This is a genomic window from Nitrosomonas sp., from assembly GCF_019752095.1.
GTDB lineage: Bacteria > Pseudomonadota > Gammaproteobacteria > Burkholderiales > Nitrosomonadaceae > Nitrosomonas.
The window spans coordinates 70,139-96,579 of record NZ_JAIEMO010000003.1 but is presented as its reverse complement, the minus strand read 5'-3'; the positions used below and the strand labels follow the sequence as shown (position 1 = coordinate 96,579).

20 protein-coding genes are annotated in these 26,441 nt (G+C 48.9%); 6 read left to right on the top strand and 14 right to left on the bottom strand.

All coding sequences use genetic code 11. The features are described 5' to 3' along the window. Both rsmH and mraZ read right to left on the bottom strand, forming a co-directional pair. Entirely contained in the window at positions 1 to 942 is a 942-nt protein-coding gene (gene rsmH, locus K2Q13_RS00670; RefSeq protein ID WP_292918722.1) for a 16S rRNA (cytosine(1402)-N(4))-methyltransferase RsmH, read from the bottom strand. 21 nt (positions 943 to 963) lie between these two features. Beyond that, a complete protein-coding gene (mraZ, locus tag K2Q13_RS00665; protein ID WP_292918721.1) occupies positions 964 to 1,410 on the bottom strand; it encodes a division/cell wall cluster transcriptional repressor MraZ in 447 nt (148 codons plus the stop codon). A gap of 326 nt (positions 1,411 to 1,736) precedes the next feature. On the opposite strand from mraZ, the gene K2Q13_RS00660 reads away from it, so the two are divergent. Then, positions 1,737 to 2,354 (top strand): DNA-3-methyladenine glycosylase, encoded by a 618-nt coding sequence (locus tag K2Q13_RS00660; protein WP_292918720.1) that lies wholly within the window; start codon positions 1,737 to 1,739, stop codon positions 2,352 to 2,354. Positions 2,355 to 2,487: 133 nt separating this feature from the next. Here the strand turns inward: K2Q13_RS00660 and K2Q13_RS00655 are convergent, their stop codons facing one another. Beyond that, on the bottom strand, positions 2,488 to 3,054 hold the full coding sequence (locus tag K2Q13_RS00655) for a class I SAM-dependent methyltransferase (protein WP_292918719.1): 567 nt from the start codon (positions 3,052 to 3,054) through the stop codon (positions 2,488 to 2,490). 81 nt (positions 3,055 to 3,135) lie between these two features. Beyond that, positions 3,136 to 3,786, bottom strand: coding sequence for a methyltransferase domain-containing protein (locus K2Q13_RS00650; RefSeq protein WP_292918718.1), 651 nt, complete (start codon positions 3,784 to 3,786; stop codon positions 3,136 to 3,138). Between the two features lie 231 nt (positions 3,787 to 4,017). On the opposite strand from K2Q13_RS00650, the gene hsdR reads away from it, so the two are divergent. Genes hsdR through K2Q13_RS00630 form a run of 4 tightly spaced genes read left to right on the top strand, consistent with a single transcriptional unit; the run spans position 4,018 to position 10,519 of the window. Next, entirely contained in the window at positions 4,018 to 6,381 is a 2,364-nt protein-coding gene (hsdR, locus tag K2Q13_RS00645; protein ID WP_292918717.1) for an EcoAI/FtnUII family type I restriction enzme subunit R, read from the top strand. Between the two features lie 27 nt (positions 6,382 to 6,408). After that, on the top strand, positions 6,409 to 7,884 hold the full coding sequence (locus tag K2Q13_RS00640; RefSeq protein ID WP_292918716.1) for a class I SAM-dependent DNA methyltransferase: 1,476 nt from the start codon (positions 6,409 to 6,411) through the stop codon (positions 7,882 to 7,884). Then, a complete protein-coding gene (locus K2Q13_RS00635; protein WP_292918715.1) occupies positions 7,881 to 9,656 on the top strand; it encodes a restriction endonuclease subunit S in 1,776 nt (591 codons plus the stop codon). The genes K2Q13_RS00640 and K2Q13_RS00635 overlap by 4 nt, the downstream gene beginning before the upstream one ends. A gap of 8 nt (positions 9,657 to 9,664) precedes the next feature. Further along, the gene (locus K2Q13_RS00630) at positions 9,665 to 10,519 is read left to right on the top strand and encodes a hypothetical protein (RefSeq protein ID WP_292918714.1); all 855 of its coding nucleotides are present in this window, start codon (positions 9,665 to 9,667) and stop codon (positions 10,517 to 10,519) included. A 57-nt stretch (positions 10,520 to 10,576) separates the two neighbouring features. Here K2Q13_RS00630 and K2Q13_RS00625 read toward each other — a convergent pair whose 3' ends face one another. From K2Q13_RS00625 to K2Q13_RS00590, 8 genes are all read right to left on the bottom strand, one after another. Continuing rightward, positions 10,577 to 13,117, bottom strand: a complete 2,541-nt coding sequence (locus K2Q13_RS00625) for a S8 family serine peptidase (protein ID WP_292918713.1) — start codon at positions 13,115 to 13,117, stop codon at positions 10,577 to 10,579. A 696-nt stretch (positions 13,118 to 13,813) separates the two neighbouring features. Next, a complete protein-coding gene (locus tag K2Q13_RS00620) occupies positions 13,814 to 16,945 on the bottom strand; it encodes a CusA/CzcA family heavy metal efflux RND transporter (protein WP_292918712.1) in 3,132 nt (1,043 codons plus the stop codon). A 12-nt stretch (positions 16,946 to 16,957) separates the two neighbouring features. Next, positions 16,958 to 18,532, bottom strand: a complete 1,575-nt coding sequence (locus K2Q13_RS00615; protein WP_292918711.1) for an efflux RND transporter periplasmic adaptor subunit — start codon at positions 18,530 to 18,532, stop codon at positions 16,958 to 16,960. A gap of 20 nt (positions 18,533 to 18,552) precedes the next feature. Further along, complete coding sequence (locus K2Q13_RS00610; RefSeq protein ID WP_292918710.1) at positions 18,553 to 19,899, bottom strand: TolC family protein; 1,347 nt, start codon at positions 19,897 to 19,899, stop codon at positions 18,553 to 18,555. Positions 19,900 to 20,107: 208 nt separating this feature from the next. Next, a complete protein-coding gene (locus K2Q13_RS00605) occupies positions 20,108 to 20,449 on the bottom strand; it encodes a hypothetical protein (protein WP_292918709.1) in 342 nt (113 codons plus the stop codon). Positions 20,450 to 20,550: 101 nt separating this feature from the next. Beyond that, positions 20,551 to 22,149 carry a hypothetical protein gene (locus K2Q13_RS00600; protein WP_292918708.1) on the bottom strand — a complete coding sequence of 533 codons (1,599 nt, stop codon included), beginning with the start codon at positions 22,147 to 22,149 and terminating at the stop codon, positions 20,551 to 20,553. Between the two features lie 51 nt (positions 22,150 to 22,200). Beyond that, the gene (gene cueR, locus K2Q13_RS00595; protein ID WP_292918707.1) at positions 22,201 to 22,668 is read right to left on the bottom strand and encodes a Cu(I)-responsive transcriptional regulator; all 468 of its coding nucleotides are present in this window, start codon (positions 22,666 to 22,668) and stop codon (positions 22,201 to 22,203) included. Between the two features lie 9 nt (positions 22,669 to 22,677). After that, the gene (locus K2Q13_RS00590; protein WP_292918706.1) at positions 22,678 to 23,154 is read right to left on the bottom strand and encodes a DUF4396 domain-containing protein; all 477 of its coding nucleotides are present in this window, start codon (positions 23,152 to 23,154) and stop codon (positions 22,678 to 22,680) included. 396 nt (positions 23,155 to 23,550) lie between these two features. On the opposite strand from K2Q13_RS00590, the gene K2Q13_RS00585 reads away from it, so the two are divergent. Then, the gene (locus tag K2Q13_RS00585) at positions 23,551 to 24,642 is read left to right on the top strand and encodes a putative zinc-binding metallopeptidase (RefSeq protein ID WP_292918705.1); all 1,092 of its coding nucleotides are present in this window, start codon (positions 23,551 to 23,553) and stop codon (positions 24,640 to 24,642) included. On the opposite strand, the gene K2Q13_RS00580 is transcribed toward K2Q13_RS00585, so the two are convergent. Together K2Q13_RS00580 and K2Q13_RS00575 are read right to left on the bottom strand one after the other, a co-directional pair. Continuing rightward, a complete protein-coding gene (locus K2Q13_RS00580; RefSeq protein WP_292918704.1) occupies positions 24,639 to 25,394 on the bottom strand; it encodes a peptidase in 756 nt (251 codons plus the stop codon). The two genes, K2Q13_RS00585 and K2Q13_RS00580, sit on opposite strands and share 4 nt — an antisense overlap. A gap of 207 nt (positions 25,395 to 25,601) precedes the next feature. Then, on the bottom strand, positions 25,602 to 26,423 hold the full coding sequence (locus K2Q13_RS00575) for a transglutaminase family protein (RefSeq protein WP_292918703.1): 822 nt from the start codon (positions 26,421 to 26,423) through the stop codon (positions 25,602 to 25,604). Positions 26,424 to 26,441 lie beyond the last annotated feature (18 nt).

Below are 26,441 nucleotides of genomic sequence, written 5' to 3'. Positions count from 1 at the left end.
TTACCTGTTGTTTAATTGGATTCTTTCACTCACACGCATCACTGCGCTCCTTGACCGGACATTCTCGGCCACCTCAAGCTCATCTGAACGAATTGCCCGACCTACCAATCGCAATGTTTGCTTACTGAACCGTTGCAACTCTTTTTCCCGTATCGGCACTCCGCGTGGCAGCTCGTCAGTGTTGGCTGCTGCCCGGATAAATTGCTTCACCATCCGATCCTCCAGAGAATGAAAACTAATCACTACCAATCGTCCACCCGGCCTCAATAAATCCACGCATTGCGGCAAGACCAATGCCAATTCCTCAAGCTCTTGATTGAGATAAATCCGTATTGCCTGGAAAGTACGCGTCGCCGGATGGCGTTTTTTGTCTCGCTGCCGCGTACGAACGACTGCTGCGACAATCTCAGCAAGTTGTAGCGTGGTAACAATAGGCTGCTGCGCTCTTGCCGCAATAATCGCTCGTGCAATCTGTCTAGCAAACCGTTCTTCTCCATACTCTTTAATCACCCATTCCAATTGATTTTCCGCTACGGTTGCCAACCACTCTGCTGCAGTCTGTCCACTGCTGGTATCCATGCGCATATCGAGCGGTCCCGCTGACCGAAAGCTGAATCCGCGCGAAATTTCTTCCAACTGCGGTGATGACACACCTAAATCCAGCAGCACGCCGTCGATCTGCGAAATCTCCATAGTCTGCAGAATCTCCCGCATTCTGGAGAAACTACCATGGCGAATACAAAATCGTTTGTCCGCAATAGCTTCACCTGACAATACTGCGGAGGGATCTCTATCTAAAGCAATGAGCCGACCACGTTCGCCCAATTTCGACAAGATTAATCGACTATGCCCACCGCGCCCAAACGTTGCATCCACATAGATCCCATCCGGTTTTAACGCCAATGCATCAACGGCTGCGTGCAACAACACCGGGATATGCATTTATTCCCTTTATCCCATCAATTACAGCGAGAATCCTTCCAGCTCAGGCGGCATATCGCCATCCTTGAATGCCAGTGCAATTTCGATTTGTAAATTCCATTGTGTTTCGTTCCACAGTTCAAACTTCGTGCCTTGTCCAACCAAAACCACATCTTTGGACAGGTCAGCAAACTGACGTAGCGACGGAGATAGCAAAATGCGGCCGGCAGCATCCATCTCGACATCGCTGGCGCTACCCACCATCAATCTCTGCAAATTACGAGACGCAGGACTAAAACTGGAGAGACTATTGAGTTTTTGTTCTATTGGTTCCCAGGCTGGATAAGGATAAATTAATAAACACTTTGAAGGATCAACAGTTACAATCAAGTGTCCTGAGCAGGTAGACATCAGTTCGTCACGGTATCTTGCGGGTATCGCAAGCCTACCTTTTGCATCCAGACTGAGCTGCGTGACGCCACGAAACATGCTGTCTCCTCATATAACGGGGAAAATTCATTGAGGTGCGCCAAATTTTCCCACATTTCCCCATATTTCCCCACTGCTTCCCACTTTAATCAATAAATTCTAGATAGTCAAGTAAGAAATTGGGTTTTTATAGTTATATGACAAAGACTTAAATGTGACGCCAGTTACAGCAGAATAGGTAGTAAATTATTCAAATAAATAAGATAGATAGAAGAAAAACCAGAAGTACATTATCGATTTTACTGCGATAATGATCCCAATGAAGCTGTATTAGCCTGTAAAAATTACGCATCCGCTTCAATTAATTTCCCCACCTTATTACAAATATGACACCCGAGTACTGGACACAAGCAACACAGGAATTAGCCGCCTGCGATCAAATCATGCTGCAATTGATTCAGCAGTTTGAGGGTGGCACGCTGACTTCGCGCGGCTGTGCTTTCACCACGCTGGCGCGCTCCATCGTCGGACAGCAGATTTCCGTCAAAGCCGCCGAAAGCGTCTGGCAAAAAGTTGTCATAGCTATTCCTGACATCGAGCCGCGCGCGATCGCTGCAAAAGAACCGGATTTATTACGAGCCTGCGGACTTTCCGCAAGAAAAATAACTTACCTGCAGGATTTGTCACGGAATTTTATGGAAGGAAATTTGAACGAAACCAGTTGGAGCAACATGGACGATGAAACCATCATCACGCAATTGAGCCAAATAAAAGGAATTGGACGCTGGACTGCGGAAATGTTCCTGATTTTTCACTTGCAGCGCCCGGATGTGCTGCCGCTCGATGACATTGGTCTGCAGCGCGCGATCAGCTTGCACTACTTCGACAAACAAAGCATTGACAAGAAAACCATGATCGAACTCGCCCAGCCCTGGCAACCTTGGCGCTCGGTCGCAACCTGGTACTTGTGGCGCAGTTTGGATCCGTTGCCGGTCGAATATTAAGGTGCATTTGAATAACCGTCCAACTGCTATTTCGAGCGCGATGAGAAATCTATGCTATTGATTCCAAATAATTCCTGATGTGGATTCTTTAGTAAGACCATGATTTTTGTGATACGCAACAACTATCTCCCGATCATTTTCTAGCAATTGCAATCCAGTTCAATGAATCGGGCAAGAAATTCACAAAACCACAAGACCTAAGGTCTTCTTCAGTCCAATGTGATCGATGATTTTCCAAAGGGTTGGCAGCCACTTCTTGCTCGCAAAATTCCTTAGGCGTACTGATAAGTACAGAACCTTTGCACACTCGCAAACATTGTTCCAGAAAATACTTGCCTGGATTTTTATCCAAGTGCTCCAGTATATCAATGGCAAGCACAAGATCATAAGCATCATCCGCCAAAGATGGAAGTAAGGTCAAGGCATTGCCGATCATCAAATTGTTATAGGCATATTCGTGCACAGGGGTCGCATAGCCAGGGTACCCTTCGATGCCATCAATTTTAATTTTCCATTGCTCCCGTTTCCGTTGCCTTGCAGTTGCACCATTAATCTCAAACAGATTGATATTCTCTAAATTCGTGCGCAACAAAAAACCATACTGACCCATACCAACGCCCACATCAAGAATGGACTGAGGGTTTTGTTGCTCTGCAAAGCCAATAATGGCGCTGAGTTGACTGCTGTTACTAAATGGCATATCGGTCTCTTATTTGAAAAGCCGCTAGATTAACAGATTCTTTTTGCCAGAATCATTTGTTTGAAAAACGCGCCACGGATCTCAGGCGGCTGGTTTAACGGCACGGTATAGCGCAATCGTGCCGGCAACGGTGCGATGATGTGTAATTGCTTCAACCGGATGAAATCCGGCATTTGCCATAAAAACCGGTAACAGCCCCAGAACGTTATCGTGTATCTCTTCAAACCAGCGCATTAACCAGGAAATCAACTGCATGCCGAAATCATGCGGCGTGTCGAAATCCACCACATGCAACGTGCCACCGGGTTTCAGTACGCGCAATGCCTCCCGCAGCATGAGTTGCTTGTCTTGCCGTGTCAAATGGTGCAGTAACAGACTGGCGCACACATGGTCAAAACTTTGGTCCGGGTAAGGCAAGCCGGTGGCTGAGCCCTGCTGCCACAGAATGTTTTGTGCGGCCTGTCTGGCTTTTCGTTGCGCAATCTGCAGGATTTCAACATCAATATCCAATCCATACATGGCAACGCTCGGATGGGCCTGTTTGATCAGTAATGTCAGCGTACCCGTGCCGCAGCCGACATCCAGCACGGTTTGTTCAGGCTCGATATGGGCCTGCGCAATCAAGTTTGCATGGATTCCCGATTCCGGAAAAAACCATCGCATCATGGGATCGTACCAGCGCGTCAGCCAGTGATAATGCAAGGCCGGGATGTAACGGGAGTGCTTTTTCATGATGTCAATCTTTTCATCTTTACTTTTTTATCCTAAAAAATTGAGTTAAGTGCATCAACCTCCATCCCCGGCATACACACTTCACGCTACCAACATCTGATCGGAAATCCATAGTGATAGCCAATTTAAAACTGATATGCTTTAATCCTCAGCCTATTGTTTCAGATTCCTAGTCTTGCAGCTTATCAATAAAATATCATTGAACGATAATAAAAGAACCATCCGACAAGCATGAGCGACAAAAAAAGCCTTTCAGAACGCGATATCTGCACCAAATACATCACGCCCGCCATTATCAGAGCCGGATGGGATTTGCACAGCCAGATCCGGGAGGAAGTCGGTTTCACCAAAGGCCGTATTATCGTGCGCGGCAAGTTGCACACGCGTGGCGCACAGAAGCGCGCTGACTATATTCTGTATTACAAATCCAATATTCCATTGGCCGTGATCGAGGCCAAGGATAATAATTGCAGCGTGGGTGCCGGTATGCAGCAGGCGCTGGATTATGCTGAAACGCTGGAGGTACCGTTTGTATTGAGCTCCAATGGCGATGGTTTTCTGCTGCACGACCGCACCGGACTAACCAATCGGATCGAGCAGGCGCTGACGCTGGATGAGTTTCCATCCCCGGCGCAACTGTGGCAGCGCTATTGCCAATGGAAAGGGCTGGAAACAGCCCAGGCGCGCCATACGGTCGAAATGTCGTACTTTGATGACGGCACCGGTCGTGCCCCGCGCTATTACCAGGCCAATGCCATCAACCACACCGTGGAAGCGGTGGCAAAAGGCCAGCAACGCATTTTATTGGTCATGGCAACCGGCACGGGCAAAACGTACACTGCATTTCAGATCATCTGGCGGCTGTGGAAATCCGGCACGAAAAAGCGCATCCTGTTTCTGGCTGACCGCAATATTCTGGTCGATCAAACCAAGAATAACGATTTCAAACCATTTGGCGCAGCGATGACCAAGATCAGCAAACGCCAGATCGACAAAAGCTACGAGATTTACCTGTCGCTGTATCAAGCCGTCACCGGCAGCGAAGAGGCGCAAAACATCTACAAGCAATTCTCGCCGGATTTCTTCGACCTGATTGTGATTGATGAGTGCCATCGCGGCAGCGCCGCGGAAGATTCCGCCTGGCGCGAGATTCTGGATTACTTTTCCTCCGCGACGCATATCGGTTTAACCGCCACGCCGAAAGAAACCCGCGATGTTTCCAGCATTCATTACTTTGGCGATCCGGTCTATAGCTACACGTTGAAACAAGGCATCGAGGATGGTTTTCTGGCACCCTACAAAGTCGTGCGCATTGATATTGACAAAGACCTGCAAGGCTGGCGCCCCAGCAAAGGCCAGACCGACAAGCATGGCGAGATGATTGAAGACCGCATCTACAACCTGAACGATATGGATCGCACGCTGGTGCTGGAACAGCGCACCGAACTGGTCGCCCGGAAAATCACCGAATTTCTGACGGCAACCGATCCCTACGCCAAGACCATTGTGTTCTGTGACGACATCGACCACGCCGAGCGCATGCGCCAGGCTTTGGTGAATCTCAATCCCGAACGGATCAGGGAAAACCGCAAATACGTCATGCGCATTACCGGCGATGACATCGAAGGCAAGGCAGAGCTGGACAACTTCATCAATCCGGAGGAACGTTACCCGGTGATCGCCACCACTTCCAAGTTGATGACCACCGGCGTCGATGCGCAAACCTGCAAACTGGTGGTGCTGGATCAGCATATCAAATCGATGACCGAATTCAAGCAAATCATCGGACGCGGCACCCGCATCAACGAAGATTATGGCAAGTTCTGGTTCACCATCATGGACTTCAAGAAAGCAACCGAGCTATTTGCCGACAAGGATTTTGACGGCGAACCGGTGATGATTTATGAACCGGGAAGCGATGAATCCCCCGTGCCGCCGGATCAAGAATTCGGCATTGACTTCGATCAAAACGGCAACCCGCTTCTTCCGCTGGAGCATGGGGAAACCGGGGAGAGCTTTGAAGAGCGCGATCCCGGGCGAGTGAAATACGTAATCGGCGACGTCACCGTGCATGTCATCGCCGAGCGCGTGCAGTATTACGGACCGGAAGGCAAGTTGATCACCGAATCGCTGAAGGATTACACCCGCCAGACCGTGCGCAAAGATTACGCGTCACTCGATGAATTCCTGCGCCGCTGGAGCCAGTCCGAGCGCAAGGCGACCATTCTGCAGGAACTGCAGCAACACGGCATATTGCTCGAGCCATTGGCGGACGAAGTGGGCAAGGATTTTGACGCATTCGACCTGATCTGCCATGTCGCCTTTGACCAGCCGCCGCTGACCCGCCGCGAACGCGCCGAGAAGGTGAAAAAGCGCAACTACTTTGCCAAATACAGCGAACCGGTGCGTCAAGTGCTGGAAAATCTGCTGGAAAAATACGCCGATACCGGCATTGAAAACATCGAAGACATCAAAGTATTGACGCTCGATCCATTCAAAGACATGGGCACGGCCAGCGAGCTGGTCTCTGTCTTTGGCGGCAAAACCGCCTACTTGAAAGCCTTGCACGAGCTGGAACAAAATCTCTACGCCTGACTAACCTGACCCCAAAGAATAAAACTGATGAGCATTTCAACCACCATTAAATCCATCCAGGACATCATGCGCAAGGATGTCGGCGTCGACGGTGACGCCCAGCGCCTGAGCCAACTGGTCTGGATGCTGTTCCTCAAAATTTTTGACGACCGCGAAAGTGAATGGGAGGTGCTGGAAGAAAGCTACCAATCGCCGTTGCCGCAACAATACCGCTGGCGCAACTGGGCAGCTGATGCCGAAGGCATGACCGGCGATGCGCTGAAACAGTTTCTCGATAATGATTTGTTTCCGGCCTTGCAACAACTGCAAGCCAAAGGCGGCGATCAGCGCGCCTATGTGATCCGCTCGGTGTTTGAAGATGCCTACAACTATATGAAATCCGGCCAGTTAATCCGGCAGGTGGTCAACAAAATTCAGGAAGGCGTCGATTTCAACAAAGCCCAGCAACGCCATTTGTTCGGCGACATGTACGAACAACTGCTGCGCGATTTGCAGGCAGCCGGCAATGCGGGTGAGTTTTACACCCCGCGCGCGGTCACCGAATTCATGGTGCGGATGGTCAACCCGCGCCTGGGCGAAAAAATCATGGACCCGGCCTGTGGCACCGGCGGTTTTCTCGCCTGTGCCATTGAACACATGCGCAAACACGACGTGAAAACGGTGGACGATGAAGCGCAGCTCCAGGCCAGCATTTTCGGCATCGAGAAAAAACCGCTGCCGCATTTGCTGTGCACTACCAACATGATTCTGCACGGCATCGACGTGCCGATCAACATCCGCCACGACAACTCGCTGAGTCGCCCGCTGATCAGCTGGACACCCAAGGAACGCGTGGATGCGGTGGTCACCAATCCGCCGTTTGGCGGCATGGAAGAAGACGGTATCGAAACCAATTTCCCGACCGCGTTCCGCACCCGCGAAACCGCCGATCTGTTTTTAGTATTGATCATGCAACTGCTCAAACCGGGTGGCCGTGCCGCACTGGTTTTACCCGACGGCTTCCTGTTCGGCGAAGGCATTAAAACCCGCATCAAGGAAAAACTGCTGCAAGAATGCAACCTGCACACCCTCGTGCGCCTGCCCAATGGCGTGTTCAGTCCCTACACCGGCATCAAGACCAACCTGCTGTTTTTCACCAAAGGCACGCCCACCCGGCACATCTGGTTTTACGAGCATCCGTACCCTCCGGGCGTGAAAAGCTACAACAAAACCAAACCGATGAAAATTGAAGAATTCGACGCCGAGGCCGCCTGGTGGGGCATTGAGGCCGACGGCTTCAAGCAGCGAGAGTCGAATGAATTTGCCTGGAAAGTCGATCTGCAAGACATTCAGGCGCGCAACTACAACCTGGATTGCAAAAACCCGCACGTGGGTGAGCAGGAAATCCACGATCCCGAAGTGCTGCTGGCACAATACAACGCGATTCAAAATGACATCGCCGCGCTGCGCGGACAGTTGAAAAACATACTGAATCAGGCGCTGAACCGAGCGGACAAGGCATGAGTGCCATCCCGTCAATACTGACCGAGCAACTCGACATCTGGACCAGCGCCGCAACAGAAAAGAAATCAGGCCGTGGCCGCAGCGGCGGAAATGGCAGCAGCGTGTACGGCATTCAAAAACTGCGCGCGCTGATTTTGGAACTGGCCGTTCGCGGCCAACTGGTGCCGCAAGATCCGAACGATGAACCGGCCAGTGAATTGTTCAAGCGCATACAAGCAGAAAAAGCCAGATTGATATCTGAAGGCAAGATCAAGAAAGATAAACCATTGCCGCCGATAAGCGATGAGGAAAAGCCGTTTGAATTGCCGCAGGGATGGGTATGGGGGAAGTTAGGAGATCTATGCCGCCTTGAGAATGGAGATAGGAGCAAAAATTATCCAAATAAATCAGTCTTAGTAGAAAAAGGAATCCCATTTGTTAATGCAGGCCATCTGGAGGACGGCCGCATAAATCGTTATGAAATGACATACATTACACAAGAGCGATATGATTTGCTAAGGAGTGGTAAATTTTTTAATGGTGATATTCTTTATTGTCTTAGAGGCTCTTTAGGTAAATCAGCAATTGTAGAAGGCTTTGATACGGGGGCTATTGCATCCTCGCTTGTAATTATTAGGATTTATCCTTATCTGAGTCATCATTATTTTGTTGATTACTTTGATAGTCCTTTGTCTTATCAAATGATTAAGAAATATGATAATGGAACAGCTCAACCGAATTTATCTGCTACTGATTTAGAAAAATTCTTAATTCCGCTCCCCTCTCTCTCTGAACAACACCGCATTGTCGCCAAAGTCGATGAACTGATGGCGCTATGTGATCAACTGGAGTCGCAGCACAACAACGCCGCCGAAGCTCACGAGAAACTGGTGAATCACCTGCTCGGCACATTGACCCAATCACACAGCGCGGATGACTTCAGCGTCAACTGGCAGCGCATTGCAACGCATTTCGAGTCGCTGTTCACCACCGAAGCCAGTATCGACGCGCTCAAACAAACCCTGCTGCAACTGGCGGTAATGGGCAAACTCGTACCGCAAGACCCGAACGATGAACCCGCCAGCGAATTGCTCAAGCGCATACAGGCGGAAAAAACCAGGCTGGTGGCTGAAGGGGAGATCAAAAAAAATAAACCATTGCCGCCGATTACGGATGAGGAAAAACCGTTTGAATTGCCGCAGGGGTGGAGATGGGTCAGGTTAGGAAATGTCCTAATAAAAATTACAGATGGAACTCATCACTCACCTCCAAATATTCAAAAAGAAGCTTTCAAATATATTTCAGCCAAGAATATCAAATCTTCGGGGATTGATCTTTCTGAGATTACATATGTTACTAAAACTGTCCATAATGAAATTTATGGTCGTTGTGATCCTGTTTTAGGGGATATTTTATACATAAAGGATGGTGCTACTACTGGTATCGCAACGATAAATACTCTTGATGAACCGTTTAGTATGCTTTCGAGCGTTGCCTTATTGAAACCAAGTGTTGGAACAAATAATCAATTTTTACTTAAGACCATAACTTCTCCACTATTTTATGCAGAAATGCGCGCAGAAATGACTGGCGTGGCAATTACTCGAGTTACATTGGCAAAATTAAATAACGCGCTTATCCCTTTACCTCCTCTTGCCGAACAATACCGCATCGTAACCAAAGTCGATGAATTGATGGCTCTCTGCGACCAACTCAAGTCCACTATCACGCAAGCCCGACAGTTGCAAAAAAAACTGGCCGATGTGATAGTCGAACAGGCAGTCTCATCCTGAGCCAATGTATGAGTAGCGCTCAGCTTGTCCTGTTCACCCTCGCCAGCGGCCGCTCAGGCACGAGTTTTCTCGCGGATTTTTTTGCTCGCAACATCACGCAGTGTTACAGCACGCACGAGCCTTATTTCACGTTTGGCAACCCCACTCTGTTTGGCCAGCCCATCGCATGGAATACGCAGCGTAACGACGGCGCCCTATTGCCGGTGCTGGAGCGCAAATGCCGTTTTATCGCCAGCCGCAAAAAGCCGTTTTATTTTGAATCCAATCATGCTTTCCTCAAGGCATTTAACCGCCACGCCGGAACGCTGCTGCACAATCCCGGTTTTATCCATCTGGTGCGCGATCCGTTGCGGGTGGCGAAAAGCGAATATGTGCGCGAACAGATGATGCGCAAGCTGCACTTTCCGTTGGCCGATTATGCGGACGATAGCGGTGCGCGTTTTTTCCGCTGGGCATTGACCGGGCAAGAAGAGGTGTTCCGACACTATCCGCCATCGCTCAGTCGCTTTCAGTTTTATCTGCTGCAATGGCTGGAGATTGAGTACCGCGCGATGCAATTGATTCAAGACCATCACTGGCAAGACCGGGTGTTTTTTATCGATGTTGGCGTGGATCTGCAGCGGGAAGCGGTGCTGAAGAACATGATCCGTTTTTTTGATTTGCCGCATCAACCGGCCTTTAAAATGAATCTGCGCCGCAACCAAACCCCGTTTATCGGGCCGACCCTCATCACGCAGCAGGATAAACAGGAATTCCAGGCGATTGCGCGCAATTTGCCCGAGCGTTATAAAAAGCTGCTGCAGAATCAGCCCTATCGTGATTGCAGCTGGTTTGCCGAGGTGAACCAACTCATGATCAGTTAATACAGTCTGGCAGCACATATTGTTGCTACCAGACTGTAAAAACAATTGCCTTCCAGCTTATTCCTTTAAAAGCCAAATATTCTGGTTAAAGGAGCCAAAAAAGAATGATTGATCATAACCACTCATAATTACCATCGCTTTGCATGCATTACAGACGGTTCCTGTTGCCGTATACAACATAGGTCCCGAAATAGCTTCTTTCCAAATACTGCCGTTAAAGTATTCGCCCGTTGTGTTCTGGTATGAACCAAATAAAACGTGATCTTTACCTTTGAAAAAAGCATGAGCGGTGCCTGCCCGAGAACGGTTCAGATTAGATGCAGATGACCAGGTATCAGATACCGTATCGTAAATCTCGACAATGTTCTGTTCACAACCAAAAAATGAACAGGCAAAGCCGCCGGCAACCGTCACTGTACTACTACCCGGTGCCGAGGTTGTAGCGGCATAAGCAGTGGAAGTTCCTTTTCCGGTGCCAGATGACCATTGATTACTTGCAGGATCATAGATAAAAGTAGTATTTGTCGGCTCAAAAAAACCATCAAGACCACCAAAAACATAAAGCTTGCCATTTATGGCTGCAACTGCAGATTGCATCAATGGTTCAGGCAGTGAAGCACCCGCTTTCCAGGTTTTACTGACGGTATCGAATATTTGCAGGCTATTGGAAATAATCCCCAAAAGCGAATTATACCCCCCGACAACATAAATCTTGGAAGCAATAGCTGCAGAGCCTGTGTTGCTCAGGGGTATTGGCATCGACCATTGAGAATTTATCGCTGAAGTAAACGTGGACATATTAACCGACTCAACAATCCCGGTAATGCCCCAAGGAGCCTCTCCACCAATAATCCAATACTTACTGCCAACGCGGGCACCACTTGTCCAAGCACGCGGTATTATTGTTTGTCCAACCAGACTCGGTTTGAACGATACACCAAAGCAGGCACCACTATTGCTAATGTTGTTATCCGCCCTGATTACTTTCAACGCCCCAGTACCCAGGCTGTTTAGACCTAACTTAGCGCTGATGGTTGTATTCGACCAATTCAATACAGTCAGAGGTGTGCCATTAAAATTAACGCTGCCTGGAGTCGCGCCAAAATTATGACCTGTTATGGTGATCGTATCACCCGGCGCAGCTGAAGGTGGCGAAGTACCCCAGATTGTGGGCTCATTAATGGCCTCTGGTTTTAGGGCTTTAGACAAGTTGGCTCGACCCTGGCTTACGCTGCGTCTGCTCACGGAAGCTGGATGATCGACGCTATTCATCAGCGCACTTTTAACCGATCTCCAATTTTTACCGGGATTCTGGGACCAAATCACAGCTGCCATACCGCTAATATGCGGCGTTGCCATTGACGTTCCCGAAAGGTAATTATAATTGTTATCGGGCATCGTGCTTAGAATGCCTTCTCCCGGCGCAAATACATCAACACTACTACAGCCATAATTGGAAAAAAAAGCCGGATCGTCGTTCGAATTGGAGGCTCCCACCGAAATAACGTTATCCACTTTATAACCGGCAGGATAGACAGTAATATTGTCGGTATCCATTCCTTCATTGCCAGCCGCCGCAATAAATAGCACTCCTAAACCTTTAGCCAATGTAATGGTGTCGAAAAGCGCTTGTGAATATTCACCGCCGCCCCAGCTATTGCTCAGAATCATGCGAGGATAGTTATTATTTATTTTCGTAACCAATGCATAGTTAATAACTTCGATTGCACCCGATACGAAACCAAAACCGTCCGAACAAAGAAACTTGAGGGCCATAATATTGGTTTTCCAGGCCACTCCCGTCACGCCGATTCCATTATTGCCCCTAGCACCGATGGTTCCACTGACGTGGGTACCGTGAAAATGATCATCCATAGGATCAGCATCGCCATTGCAGGTATCTATCCCGTGGACATCATCGACCCAGCCGTTTCCGTCATCGTCAATGCCGTTTCCAGGAATTTCCTTTGGGTTTATCCACATATTGGGAATTAAATCCGCATGCGTATAATCTATCCCGGTATCAACTACGCCTATAATGACTTTACTGGCATCTGTCCTGGTATTCCAGGCTTCCAGCGCATCAATATCCGCATCGGGTATACCGAATGCCTGACCAGTATTGTTTAATCCCCACAAATCAGAGAAGTTGGGGTCATTGGGCGTCACAATCGCACGGACCTTGTAATCTGGTTCGGCATATTGCACATTATTATTGCGATACAGCATTTCAATTGCTTTACCAACCGCCAACGGTGTTTGAACAACATGTACACCCATATTGGCAAAGCTTTTTATAACTTTGCCCTGAACACTATTGAGTGCCGATAATTCACCTTGACTCAGATTCTCTACAGCATCGGTCGATACTTGAGAGGCATTGGCATTGACAGTCGTCTGGCTCTTGAATTTAACAAGAATTCTGTGCTCAGCAAACTCGATCTTGCTTTTTGTAGGAACACCTGATGACTGATTTATGGTCTGAGCCGTGAAATTAGGTACATTGTTTTGCGATGGCAAAGATATACTTTGAGCATAAGTCAAAGCATGAATACTACCGACCAGCATAATAAAGGCCAGCATTTTTATCAGATTCATAAAACCCCCTTCGAGAGATAGCATCGGTGCAAATAAGTCATTCAACTTGAATTACTTGCAATAAAATTAACAGAAAATACAAAAGCTTTTTTACAGTCGATAAGTAGTTGATGTCTCGATCCTTTCTCCCTTCATGTAGTTGATGAAATTAAGCTGAGCGTATTTCATTGCTGTTAATTTTTGGAGTTAGAAATGTAAAAACCATCTTTGTAGAATAAAATGATTTGACAATGAACTCACAATGCTGAATCTCAATGGAGCATACTCGCAGAACTTCGTAAGACTTTATATAATTTTGGGTCAACAAGATACTTAATAATTAATGTATTAACTCAAAATTCTCATTATTGATGATAGCTAAAGGTTGGCAATTCATAGAGAATTCGCAAAAATTATTCTTGTTTGCCTATAGTGGATATGAATACACCTTTTCGTGTAGTTGAGCTGTGATTTTTCTCACATGGTTGATCAAATGGTTTTATTTATCAAGTTTTAACGGAGATCTTTTAAACAAGAGCGTGAATACTGTTGCAAAAAAGTTGCTTATTCTGTTTGAGCTAGACCTAATTTGGTAATCGGTTTAACCACAGGAAGGACACTGACTGAAATATACAACGTACTCAAAACGTAGCGTAATGCGTCAACTGGCATCTGCGCACATATCATCCGGTGCATTGCGCTGCGCTTAATAACCTTCTACCTGCTTTTACACTCCGCACGCCGCAATGGAATTTCTTTGACCACCGCATACACCGCCGGAAAAATGATCAATGTCAGGATCATCGCGGAAACCATGCCGCCGACCATCGGCGCAGCGATGCGGCGCATCACTTCGGAGCCGGTGCCGGTGCTGAGCATGACCGGCAGCAGGCCGACCACGCTGCCGGCGATGGTCATCATCACCGGACGGATGCGGTAAACGGCGCCTTGCACCACGGCGTCGTACAAATCGTTGAGGGTTATTTGCTCGGCGACCGCTTTACGTTGCCGGGCAATGGTGGCGAGCGCTTGATCGATGAAGGTCAGCATCACCATGCCGGATTCTGCGGCGATGCCGATCAGGCCGATGAATCCAACCACGGCGGCGATGCTCAGGTTGTAATCAAGCCAGTACATCAGCCAGATGCCGCCGACCAACGAGAACGGTATCGACAGCATCACGATCAGCGTTTCGGTCAGGCGGCCGAAATTCAAGTAAACCAGCAGAAACACCATCAGAATCGTCAGCGGAATCACCAGCTTCAATTTTTCGGTGGCACGCTGCATGTATTCAAATTGACCGCTCCAGGTTGCATAGTATCCCGGTGGGAATTGCACCTGCTGTTGCACGGCTTGTTGCGCATCGGCGATATAACCGCCGATGTCACGGTCGCGGATGTCGATGAAGATGTAAGCCGACAGCAGCGCGTTTTCGGTACGGATACTGGGCGGCCCTTGCACCAGCTTGACTTGCGCCAATTGACCCAATGGAATCATGGTGCCGCCCATCGCGGGCACCAGCACTTGCGTGGCAATGGCTTGCGGGTCGCTGCGCAGTTCGCGCGGATAGCGGATCGCCACGTCAAAGCGCTCGCGGCCTTCCACCGTGGTGGTAATCACTTCCCCGCCCAATGCCACGGAAATGACATCGAGCAGATCACCCACCGCCAGGCCGTAACGCGCTAATGCCAGCCGATCCGGCTCGATATCCAGGTAATAGCCGCCGGTGATGCGTTCGGCATACGCGCTGGTAGTGCCGGGCACGGTTTTCACCACGGCTTCGATTTGCCGCGCGATGGCTTCGATTTCAGTCAAATCATTGCCGAATACTTTGATGCCGACCGGGGTGCGGATGCCGGTGGCGAGCATGTCGATGCGGTTCTTGATCGGCATGGTCCAGGCATTCGCGACACCAGGGATTTGCAGCGCTTGATCGAGCTCGGCAATCAGCTGATCGATGGTCATGCCGGGACGCCATTCACGCTCCGGTTTCAGATTGATGATGGTTTCAGTCATTTCCAGTGGCGCCGGATCAGTCGCTGTATCAGCGCGTCCCGCTTTGCCGAATACCGAGGCCACTTCCGGAAAATTCATGATGATTTTGTTTTGTGTCTGCATCGTTTCCGCCGCCTTGGTCACCGAAATGCCCGGCAACGTGACGGGCATGTACAGCAACGTACCCTCGTTTAATGTCGGCATGAATTCGGTGCCCAGCCGCATGGCCGGATAAACCGTCACAGCCAGCACGCCCAATGCAATCACCAGGATGGATTTTTTCCAGCGCATCACGCCAGCGACAATCGGTTGATAGCCGCGAATCATCAAGCGGCCCAGCAGATTGTCTTGCTCGCGCGGAATGCGGCCACGGATCAACAGCAGTATCAGCACCGGAACCAGCGTAATCGATAGAACGGCTGCACCGGCCATGGCAAAGGTTTTGGTATACGCGAGCGGCTGGAACATACGTCCTTCCTGCGCTTCCAGCGCGAACACCGGCAGAAACGACACCGTGATGATTAACAAGCTGAAAAACAACGACGGCCCGACTTCCTTGCACGCGGCGATAACCGCGTCGGTGCGCGATTCTCCCGGTTTGAGCCGCGCCAGATGCTTATGCGCGTTTTCCACCATGACAATGGCGGCGTCCGTCATTTCCGCAATCGCCAAGGCTATTCCGGCCAGGCTCATGATGTTGGAGTTAATGCCGAGCTGCGCCATGGCAATAAACGCGATCAGCACGCCGATCGGTAACATGATGATCGCCACCAGCGCACTGCGCACGTGCATCAGAAATACCGCGCACACCAATGCCACGATGATGATCTGCTCGATGAATACTTCCTGCAGTGTCGCAATGGCGCGGTGGATCAGTTCCGAACGGTTGTATACCGATTCGACCGAAACATCCTGCGGCAAACCGGATTTGATCTGGTCAATTTTAGCTTCGAGATCGTGAATGACATCCAGCGCATTCTCGCCATAGCGCGCTACCGCGATGCCGGAAACCGCTTCCCCCTCGCCGTTCAGCTCGGTGATGCCGCGCCGTTCGCTGGGCACCAGTTCCACCCGGGCAATATCCCGCAGCAACACAGGCATGCCGACATGCGCCCGCACCACCAGATTCTCCAGATCGCTGATACTTTGCAGATAACCCCGGCCACGCACCATGTATTCGGTTTCCGCCAATTCGATCACGCGCCCGCCGACATCGCGGTTGCTGGCGGCGATTACTTCAGTGATGCGTTTCAACGGAATGTCATATGCTTGCAGGCGGCGCGGATCGACCGTGATCTGATAGGTTTTGACAAAGCCGCCGACACTGGCAATTTCGGATATGCCATGCGTGGTGGTGAGTTGATAGCGCAGAAACCAGTCCTGAATGGTGCGCAATTCGTCCAGCGTGCGGTCTTTGGCGGTTACGACATACTGATAAATCCAGCCGACACCGGTGGCATCCGGACCCAGCGCAGGGCGCACATCCTGCGGCAGTTGATTTGCCGCAAAACTCAAGTATTCCAGCACGCGCGACCGTGCCCAGTAGATATCGGTGCCATCTTCAAAAATGACGTAAATGAACGAAACGCCAAAAGCCGACTGACCACGCACGACCTTTGCGCGCGGCACAGCCAGCATGGCGGTGGTGAGCGGATAGGTGACCTGATCCTCGACCACCTGCGGCGCCTGTCCGGGATATTCGGTATAAATGATGACTTGCACATCGGACAAATCAGGAATTGCGTCAATCGGCATTTTCCATAGCGAGTAGATACCCCAACCGATGATAAACACGGTACTGAGCAATACCAGGAAAACATTACGGATCGACCATTCAATCACGTGCTTGAGCATGTCGATACCCTCCTAGTGATCGTGAAAGGTATCGGCTGGCTGAATGCGTACAACAACAAACTCACCAGCCGACTCTTCGGCGATTTCAAAAATGACTTTTTGCCCTGGCTTGAACGCTTGCAGTAGCGCCGGTTCTTGAACGCGGAAATCCATCACCATAGCGGGCCACTTGAGGCTTTCAATCGGGCCATGCGCAAGCGTGACCGTCGCATGCGCGAAATCGATTGCCTCAATGTTGCCCTCACCGCGATATTGCACTTGCGAAGCAGACAAAACCGCTGAGCTGGATGCAATTTCCTGTTCGCCGGACACTGGATAATACGAAGTATGGCCAAAACTGTTGAGCGCACTTTTAAAGTTGCTTTCCGCGTCAATCAGAAAATTCGCCTTGACCACCACGGCTTCACCAGCCCGGAGCCCTCCCAGCACTTCGGCGTAGCCATCGGCATGCGTGCCCAGCTTTACCGTGCGCGGTTCATAACGGCCGGTTCCCAAATCCACCAAGACTACGCGGCGGGTTCCGGTATCCAGCACGGCAGAATCCGGTACGGTCAGCACTTTATTTCTGCTGTGAAACGATGCAAATTCGGCGCGTGCATACATGGCGGGTTTCAGTAAACCATCGGGATTGGGCAGCACGATGCGCACGATGGCGGTGCGTGTCTCTGGCGTTACCGCCGGATAAATAAACGCCACTTCGCCGTTAAAAACCTTGTCGGGATACGCATCCACGCGAATGGTCACGCGCTGGTCAGGATGAATCATGCTCAGATCCTGTTCGAACACATCGGCCAGCATCCACACGCTCGACAAATCGGCGATTTGGTACAGCGTTTCTCCCGGCATGAAGCGTTGTCCTTCTATGGCTTTCTTTTCCAGCACTACGCCATCGGCTTGCGCACGCAATGTTAAGTACTGGCGGACTTCGCCGGTCTGCTGCAAATGCCGTAATTCAGTTTCCGCGACATCCCAGTTGCGCAGTTTTTGTAAGGCGCTGGTAACCAGCCGTTGCATTGCGGCGCGCACGTCCGGGTCGCCGTCAGCGACCGATTGCAAACCGCGCGCGGCAATCAAATATTCCTGCTGCGCGGCAACCAGATCAGGACTGTAGACATCCATCAGCGCATCGCCTTTTCTGACCGCTTGTCCCGTGGTATTAACGTATAACCGTTGTATCCAGCCCTCGAATTTGGTCACTACGGTGTATTGCTTGCGTTCATCGGTCTGCACTGTCGCTACCGCGCGCACAGTGCGTATCAGTTCGCGCAATTCCGCCTTTTCGGTGCGCACCCCGAGTTTTTGTACTTTTTCAGTACTGATGGCCACAATGTTCTGATCCGATGGCGCTTCTTCGCCATCGTAAACCGGCAGATAATCCATTCCCATCGGATCTTTTTTGGGTACCGGAGAAGTGTCTGGCAAGCCCATTGGGTTGCGGTAATACAAAATCTTGCGATCTCCTTTAGTTGCTACAGCTGCAGTTGCTGTTTCGGCAGTTTGTGATTGTGTATAACCCCACCAATAGCCTGCGGCCAGCGTGGCTAATAGCGCGATTACGGATAAGACCTGCTTAATCATGGATGGCATGGGAAGCTCCTGGATGGTTATCAGTGCGCATGTTTTTTACCCACCAGCCAATCAATCTCCGCCAGCGCTTTGTTGTAATTGGCTATCGCGGTGATACGATTGGTTTCATAATCAAATACCGTCATCTGATTATCCAGCAGCGTCAGAAAATCAATCCGGCCTACCTGATACGCAGTTAATGCGGACTCAACCGTCAATCGTGCTTGGGGCAGAATGGTGGTTTGATAGAGTTTGACTGATTTCAGGCTTTGTTCGGCCATGGCAATTTGTTGCCGCAGTCTTGCTGTCACTTCGTTGCTTTGTGCCTGATACAGACTAGCTATCTGGTCACGTAGCGCTTGTGCTTCCAGGATACGCGGCTCGATTTTATTGCCGCGCCATACCGGTAGATTGACGGCCACCGTCATGCTGACCATATCGTCACGTCGGTTGCCATCCAGCATACTGTCGCGCTGACCATACGAAAAACGCACATCGAGATCCGGGTAATAAGCCCGGCGTGCCAAATCAACGGATTTTTCATTGCGCGCAATCAGGCTTTGCAGTGCCAATAGCTGCGGGCGCTGTGTCATGGCTTCTTGCTGCAGCACCTCTATAATCAAGGGCGTTTCCTGAAGGTGCAGCAGTGCTGGAGACAGCGCTTCAATCTGAGTGCCGCGTCCCAATGCGCGAATCAGTTCCGCTTCAAATACAGGCTGCTCACGTTCCAGTCCCAGCAATCGGTCCAGCATTCTCGAAACTTGTGTCTGCGCCTTCAGTACATCCGCCTGACTGCCTTGTCCTACTTGATAACGTTCTTCAGCGATGCGCAAAAAATATTCCAGCGTCTGCCGGTTTTTTTCAACCAATTGAATCATCTCGAGCGTAAGGCCCAGATCAAAATAAGCCGTCTTCAGGTCGTGCACCACGCGGTTAACTGTTTCTTGATAACCATATTCAATCGCTTGTGCATCCTTGCTGGCAACTTCCTTGCGCAAACCGCGTTTTCCCGGAAAAGGCAGACGCTGAGACAGGCCGATCATTTTCATCGTCATATCCTCACGGTTAAATGGCGACGACGCCAACGGCGCGTTGATCACCCCCGCTTCGAGCATGGGATCATCCAGCGCCTCAGCCGGTGCGATTCTTTGCTGTGCTGCTGTGCGCTCCTGTTGTGCCGCTCGGATTTCCGGATTGTTTTCCAGTGTTTCCCTGATCAGTCCGGGTAATAATGTGGTATTGCTCAAGTGCGATGCGGTCGCTGGTTTTTGTGCGACGGAGTGAGTAAACATGGTTGATCCGGTGTTGTTTGCTTCTCCCTCTGCCTGTGCGTGGGTTGTTGCTGTAGTCACGGCCAGCGCAATGACAATCATCCCAGCGCGATTCATGGTAGCCTCCGGATGAAGTTTTGTTGCTGTTGGTGCGTATGAATATCGAATAAAGTGAACATTTAACCTCCTGGCAGGTAATTTCGTCTGTTCTATTGAAAATGGGCAGACACTGCAGATAGCTTGCGATATTGCACTTGCTACGCAATACGTATCAATGCACAGAATCTATGCAAAAATTGCTCGTTTGCCGCAGTAATCGGCGGGATTACAGGAGATTGAGTAGTGGAGGGCGTTGTGGCTGTTCCGGATCATACGACGTGAATCCGGAATTCACAGAAATAACAGTAGAGGTGATTCCGATCAGCATCGGCGTCGCATAACCCGACAGAATCGGCGTGCTGCTATAAACATTACAAGAAGTGTCGTCGCATGGCAGACTGGATAACACGTGATGAGTGGTGTCATCAGCCGTTTGCTTATGACAGCCGTCATGATGATGGCTGTCGATGGTTATCGCTGACTTGTCGGCTTGACTGTGAATATTTTTCTCCTGCACGCACACGGACAAAACAGCTGCTGCAGCGCCTTGCAGAGGCAGCCACAGCATAAAAAAAATCAATAACCATTTGCAGTCGTATGCTTTCATGTTTTTATTATAAACAGTTTCCGAGTTTGGCAAAGAAAATCTTCAATGCATTCCTGTTCCTATCAAAGCTGTTGATTGGATGCCGCCAATTGCTGATACTGCTGCTGATACCGATCGGCTTTCAGCTGATCCCCCGCAAGCTTTGCTGCCTGTGCTGCACGATAAATTCCATTGCGGCGATTGGGTGTGCGTATTAAAGAAGCTTCGAGTTCCTGCAGCGCTTCACTGGGCCGCTTCAGTTCAAGCAGCATTTCTCCCAGTAATTCTCTGGCGGGAACGATTGCACCTGGCGTGACGTTGTCTTTTTCAGTTGATTCTTCCAATTCAGCCGCAGCGCGCATAAGTTTAACTGCATCTTCTGTTTCGCCTTTCGCTTGTGCTATCCATGCTGCAACTGCCAAGCGCTGGATTTCGATTTGATCAGCGGTATAGTCTTTATTCGCAGCCCGATCGTCATCACGTAATGTTTCCAATCGCTGCAGACTGATTTGGGCGACAGCTATTTTTCCAGCTCTTGCCGCTCCCAAGCCACGAGCAAAGTGCGTGATGGCTTCGCACCAGCCAAATTGTTGCCACGGGAAATCGCTTGGGTCGACGTTGAGTTCAGCGGCCTCGTGCCATTGGGCACGTTCTATCGCATAGCGCGCTGGAATGGCTGCGTAGGCATAAGCAGTCGTGGTATTTTCCGGCTGCACTTTTTTAATGGATTGCAGCTCTTGTAAGATTTTTCGAGCCTTCTCGGTCTCTCCGGTCTGCAGATAAGCGTAGATCGTGTAATCCATGAAGTGAAATTGCTGATCCCAGGTTGCGGTCAATGCGTTTTCTCGTGCATATTCTTTTGCTGCATGATGGGCCGTCAGATTGGATTGTATTGCATCCTGCCAGTGGCCTAATCGAATGAAGATGTGCGATGGCATGTGCAACGCATGCGGCACTGCTGGTGCAATACGCGTATACGCCCGCGCTGCATTCAGTCCAAGCTCGGCCAGTTCGGGATAGTCGCTACTGTGGATAATGTAATGAATCACACCCGGATGATTCGGTTCATGCTCTAGCACCTTTTGCAGTAGATTCAATGCTTTCTTCTGATTGGCAAACGTCTTGTCACTTGGAGCAGCCGTAGAAATCAACGCCAAGGCATAAAACACGGTTGCTTCGCGATCATCCGGATTTTGCGTCATAACCCGCTTCATTGCGCTTTGATATGCCAGTTTCCTGGCACCGTAATTTGCTTTTTCGTCGACTTGATACAAGAGCTCAACGGCTTCAAGATAAGCAGCTTCTCTTTTCGTTTTAATCGCTTGTTTTCTTACTTGTTGCAACGCTTCTCGTCCTTTCTGCAATTCTGCTGCAACCGGAGGCGTTGCCCATAACTGATGATAAAGACTCATCGCAACGCCCCAGTAGCTCATGACGCAGTCCGGATCAGTTGTGGTCACTTGACGAAATGCCTTTTCCGCCTCCTCATACCAGAATGAATGCAACATTGCCACTGCCTGATTAAATTGTGCTTGCGCCAACGATGTGCATGAAACCGGGAAATTTACCTGGCCTAATTTCTCCTGATCGAAAGCGCTTGAATGATGATGACCCTCGTCCGCTTGTAATGTGCTAGCAAACAAAGTGACTGTGATGGTAATCATGGTTATGAATGTTTTCATGTAACACCTCAAAATAAAATATTGTGATATCTCGATACGATTAGCTCAGAATTATTTCTTCATTGGAAGTTTTGAGCGAATGCGTGGATGGCTGGTGCCATGAAGCTCGAGAAATTTTTTTGCGCGATCATCTTGCCCAGCCAAAGTATCCAGAATCGGACAATCCTGACGCTCATCACCATGACACTGCTCAACCAATTGCGATAAGGCTTGAGCAATTAATTCCAGCTCGGATATACGTGCTTTCAGATCGGTTAAATGCTCTGTTGCCAGTTGCTTTACTTCGCGGGCGGGTCGCTGCCGATCCTGCCATAATGAGAGCAGCTTTTTAATTTGCGCCGTGCTAAAACCGGCTGCACGGGCCCGACGAATGAAGCGCAAGTTGTGTATATCGCGCTCAAGAAAATGGCGATAGCCTGAATAGGCGCGTGCCGCCTGGGGAATTAGCCCCATTGCCTCGTAATGGCGGATCATTTTTGCGGAAACACCGGAAGCTTGCGCTGCCTGTCCAATATTCATTTCAGATCCTCAATGATGAGCATGGGCCAATGCATGACCGCGACCCCGCGCAATGAGCCAGCGGTTGACTGGAAAAGCAGCTACGCCTGCAATAATCAATGCGGTTGTAAGACTGCCCCAAAATAACAGCGAATCGAGCGCAGCATTCATCGCTCCCGGAATTATCAGCATCACCAGATTATCAACGATTTCCATGATCGTAATCGAAGCCGTATCGGCGGCGAAGGCAATTCGCATCGCAGCTTTATAGTTGTACCCCGCACGCAGAAAGGGTAGCATGGTCAACAGATAACCGGAAAGGAATGCGAGTCCTATTGCAAGCGCTATTGTGGCCGCGTTGCTCCATCCCATTGCTGTTCCAATCACCATTCCGGCAATCTCGCCGATCGCGCAGCCCGATAAGCAATGCACGGTGGCCATCAATGCAACACTGTTCAGCGACTGTTCTTTAACTGAAGAATGATTGTGATGCAAATGATCTTTCATGTTTAACTCCTGTAAATTTGTATAAGGAGTATTAATGCTGAACCTTCCCATCGTTGGAAAGTCAAGCGTCAGTTTAAGTATATTGCAATAATTTAATCAAATATTGGAGAGCGTCATTAATTCTGTGTTTGAGCAGCCTGTGATTTTTGCTATAGTTTTCAAGTGATAGAACACGATTCGCAAAATAGGAAATATGAGAAATTACTCAAAAGCTGACAGAAGTCGGTCTGGAATCAGTAATCAGTTTAATGAAAGCAAACTTAGCTAACCAACAGGATGCGGCAGATTACATTTATTGTTGTGCTCCATACGTGAATCCGCGGTACAAAAAACACCATCATCAGAGTTTTGCTGTAATCTATAGTTTTGGAACTTAGCTCGATATAGGATTTTCGTTTGAAAACTTTCCAGTGTCATTGTGGAAATAATCTGCATTTTGAGAATAATCAGTGTTTCTCCTGCAGTCGGATGGTGGGTTATTTACCCGATGAAAGCCAACTCAGCGCTTTGGAGCCATCTGCTGATGGTAATTGGTTGGCTTTACTTAATAACCAAACCTACCGCTTGTGTAAGAATAATGTGGATTATAATGTTTGTAATTGGATGGTGTCAGTTGATAATCAACATCCCTTATGCGTTTCATGCCGCCTTAACCATATTATTCCAAATCTCAGTGAGGCGCAAAATCTTACCTTATGGTATCGCGTTGAACTTGCGAAACGGCGCTTACTGTATACCTTGTATAGCCTGAAATTGCCGGTAGTGAGTCGAGAGCAAGATCCGTCTAAAGGGATGGGTTTTGAATTCCTGCAGGATGAAGCTGTAGGAGGAGAATTCAGTAATGAATTGACGGTCGGCCATAGTATTGCAACAGGCCACAATTCGGGCATGATCACGATTAACCTGCTTGAAGCAGAACATGGTTCCCGCATAGAGATGCGGGACAAAATGAATGAACGCTATCGTACTTTGTTGGGCCATTTCAGGCATGAATCCGGGCACTACTATTGGGATTTCCTGATAAAAGGAACAGACAGGATCGACAGTTTTCGTGAATTGTTCGGTGATGAACGATTAGATTATCAGCAATCGCTAAGAACCTACTATGATCAAGGCCCGCCAACATTTTGGCGGGATATTTGGATTAGTGCCTATGCCAGTACGCATGCTTGGGAAGACTGGGCGGAGACATGGGCGCATTATTTGCATATGGTGGATACGGTCGAAACCGCACATGATTTTGGATTTAGAATCCATGGACATGATGTTTCTCCACCTGTAATAATCGATAACACTCAAATGAGCAGCGGTTATTGTACCCCTGCTTCGTTTGATGAGTTGTTCGATGATTGGTGTCGTTTATCGGTTGCATTGAATGCGCTTAACCGCAGTATGGGCATGGACGATGCCTATCCCTTCGTGATTTCCAATACTTCGTTGAATAAACTACGATACATTCACCAAGTCGTAACCGAAATCAGTCATTAATCACTTTTTACTTGTGCGTTTTCCCACTCAAAGCGGGGCAAGCGGGCGCAAGCCCTGCGCATCCCCTCATTCCATTGTTTCTGCATTGACTTGTACATTGGGGAGTTGAAAGTTAGCTTTAAATGATAGGGTTCTTGAATAGTATCACTGGTGTGCATTGCCAGTTCGATGGGCGGGCCTACAGAGATATTACTGCGAATAGTGGATTCCACAGATACCAACGCACAACGTGCAGCATCTTCGATTGAAGTGGTGGGCGTAATGATGCGATCCAGAATCGGTTTGCCGTATTTATTCTCACCGATTTGCAGATAAGGTGTTTCCGGTGAGGCACTGATATAATTCCCCTGCGGATAAATCAAGAAAATCTCTGATGGTTGCCCAGCAATTTGCCCACCCAAAATAAAACTGGCTTCAGCGCCGCCATTAGCGCTTTTTTTCATTGCATCAGCGTGTTGGCGTTGCTCCTCTTGGCTGAGTTGGCCAATATAGTGTGCCACTTCATATAAATGAAGGCCCTTACGTAAATTCATTTTGGAGTTTGGTTTTTCCAAATCAGTTCGAATGTTGTTGAGCACTGCTTGTGAGGTAGCTAGGTTACCCGCCGTCAACACAACACAGATGCGCTCACCAGGCCAGACAAACGTACTCATTTTGCTATAAGTCGTTACATAATCAACGCCAGCGTTAGTTCTTGAATCAGAGGCAAACACCAGTCCTTTGTTAACACTGATAGCGAGGCAATAAGTCATATTTTTTATATAAAAAGAAATTGCGGTTAATAAAAAACTCTCTACGACTAAGTTCCGCGTTGTTTACTGGAAAATTTCTACCTGCTTTGATAATAGCTTGAAAAGAAGTAAGTCTGCGGGTTAAGTTACAATTGTTTTGCCTGAGGCCGAACATTTTTCTATATGATTTGTTTGTTACTGAAGCTGAAGGGAAAATAATTTAATTTTCTAGAGTTCTATTATTTTTACTTCCGTTTCCAATCTTGAGCTTACACTGCCCCGATAGGAGCCATACACGGGTAAAGTTTTCTTTGGATCTTTACTGGCAGCAACGGGTATATACGCTTCATTGGTAAAAATACCTGCGCTTGGATCAACGCCGACCCATCCCGCTCCTGGTGCTATGAATTCCACCCAGGCATGCAGTTCATGTCCTTCTCCCAATTCAGGATTGAAGGCGTATCCGCTAACAAAGCGTGCGGGTATCCCCAAAGATCTAAGCATGGTAATCATCATCCATGATAAGTCACGACACGATCCATTTTTTCTTTGAAAGCAATCGGAGGGTTCGTGTATGTCTTCAGCATATCTTACCGTATGATCCCAATGTTGGTTGATCAATTGCAAAATTTCATTTACCGGTGTCAGTAATTCGTTGGGTGGCAACGACCTATAGGGTAACAACATGGCTTGCATTTCAGATGAAATAGACTGCTTGATACTCAAATATCCAAAGTGTTCTTGACTGTTCATTTCCAGGGCATTCATATCGATGAAGAAACCAAAAGGGTTAAATTGAGTAGAGTGCACCTTAATGGATGCGTTAATCTCAAGATGCTTCACAGTTTTATTAAACCAGCATTGATATTGTAATGAATTCTCAATATTCAATAAGGGGAAGAGTCCGTCTGAGATGGGATCTACCTTGAGATCGAAGGCCTCAACTTGCAAGTAAGATCGATGTTGAGGGTAAAAATTAAGATAATGCGGTTCAAGAAAAACCGAATCATCATAATAGTATCGAGTTATGTGGTGTATATGTAACCGCATCAAGTAACCTTTAACCCA